Raw genomic sequence first — 522 nt, forward strand, 5'->3', positions numbered from 1 at the left:
AATAGCTCACTGGTCGAGTGACTCTGCGCCGAAAATGTAACGGGGCTAAACACACCACCGAAGCTATGGCTTGATGCTTGCATCAGGGGTAGGGGAGCGTTGAATGCGGGTTGAAGGTGTACCGTAAGGAGCGCTGGACTGCATTCAAGTGAGAATGCCGGTATGAGTAACGAAAAGATCTGTGAGAATCAGATCCGCCGAAAGCCTAAGGGTTCCTGAGGAAGGTTCGTCCGCTCAGGGTAAGTCGGGACCTAAGGCGAGGCCGATAGGCGTAGTCGAAGGACAACAGGTCGAAATTCCTGTACCACCGTAATCCGTTATGAGCGATGGGGTGACGCAGTAGGGTAGTGACGCGGACTGATGGATGTCCGTCTAAGCAGTGAGGCTGGTGTGTAGGCAAATCCGCACATCGTTAAGGCTGGGCTGTGATGGGGAGCGAAAATTATAGTAGCGAAGGTCATGATCTCAGACTGCCAAGAAAAGCCTCTAGCCAGGAGAAGGTGCCCGTACCGCAAACCGACA

At 53.4% G+C, this 522-nt stretch carries 1 rRNA gene; it reads left to right on the forward strand.

Annotation, left to right across the window (positions count from 1 at the left end):
- Positions 1-522 (forward strand): 23S ribosomal RNA (locus ACUYLD_RS25470); the annotation flags it as partial.

It is taken from the genome of Paenibacillus sp. SER-28 (genome assembly GCF_052906305.1).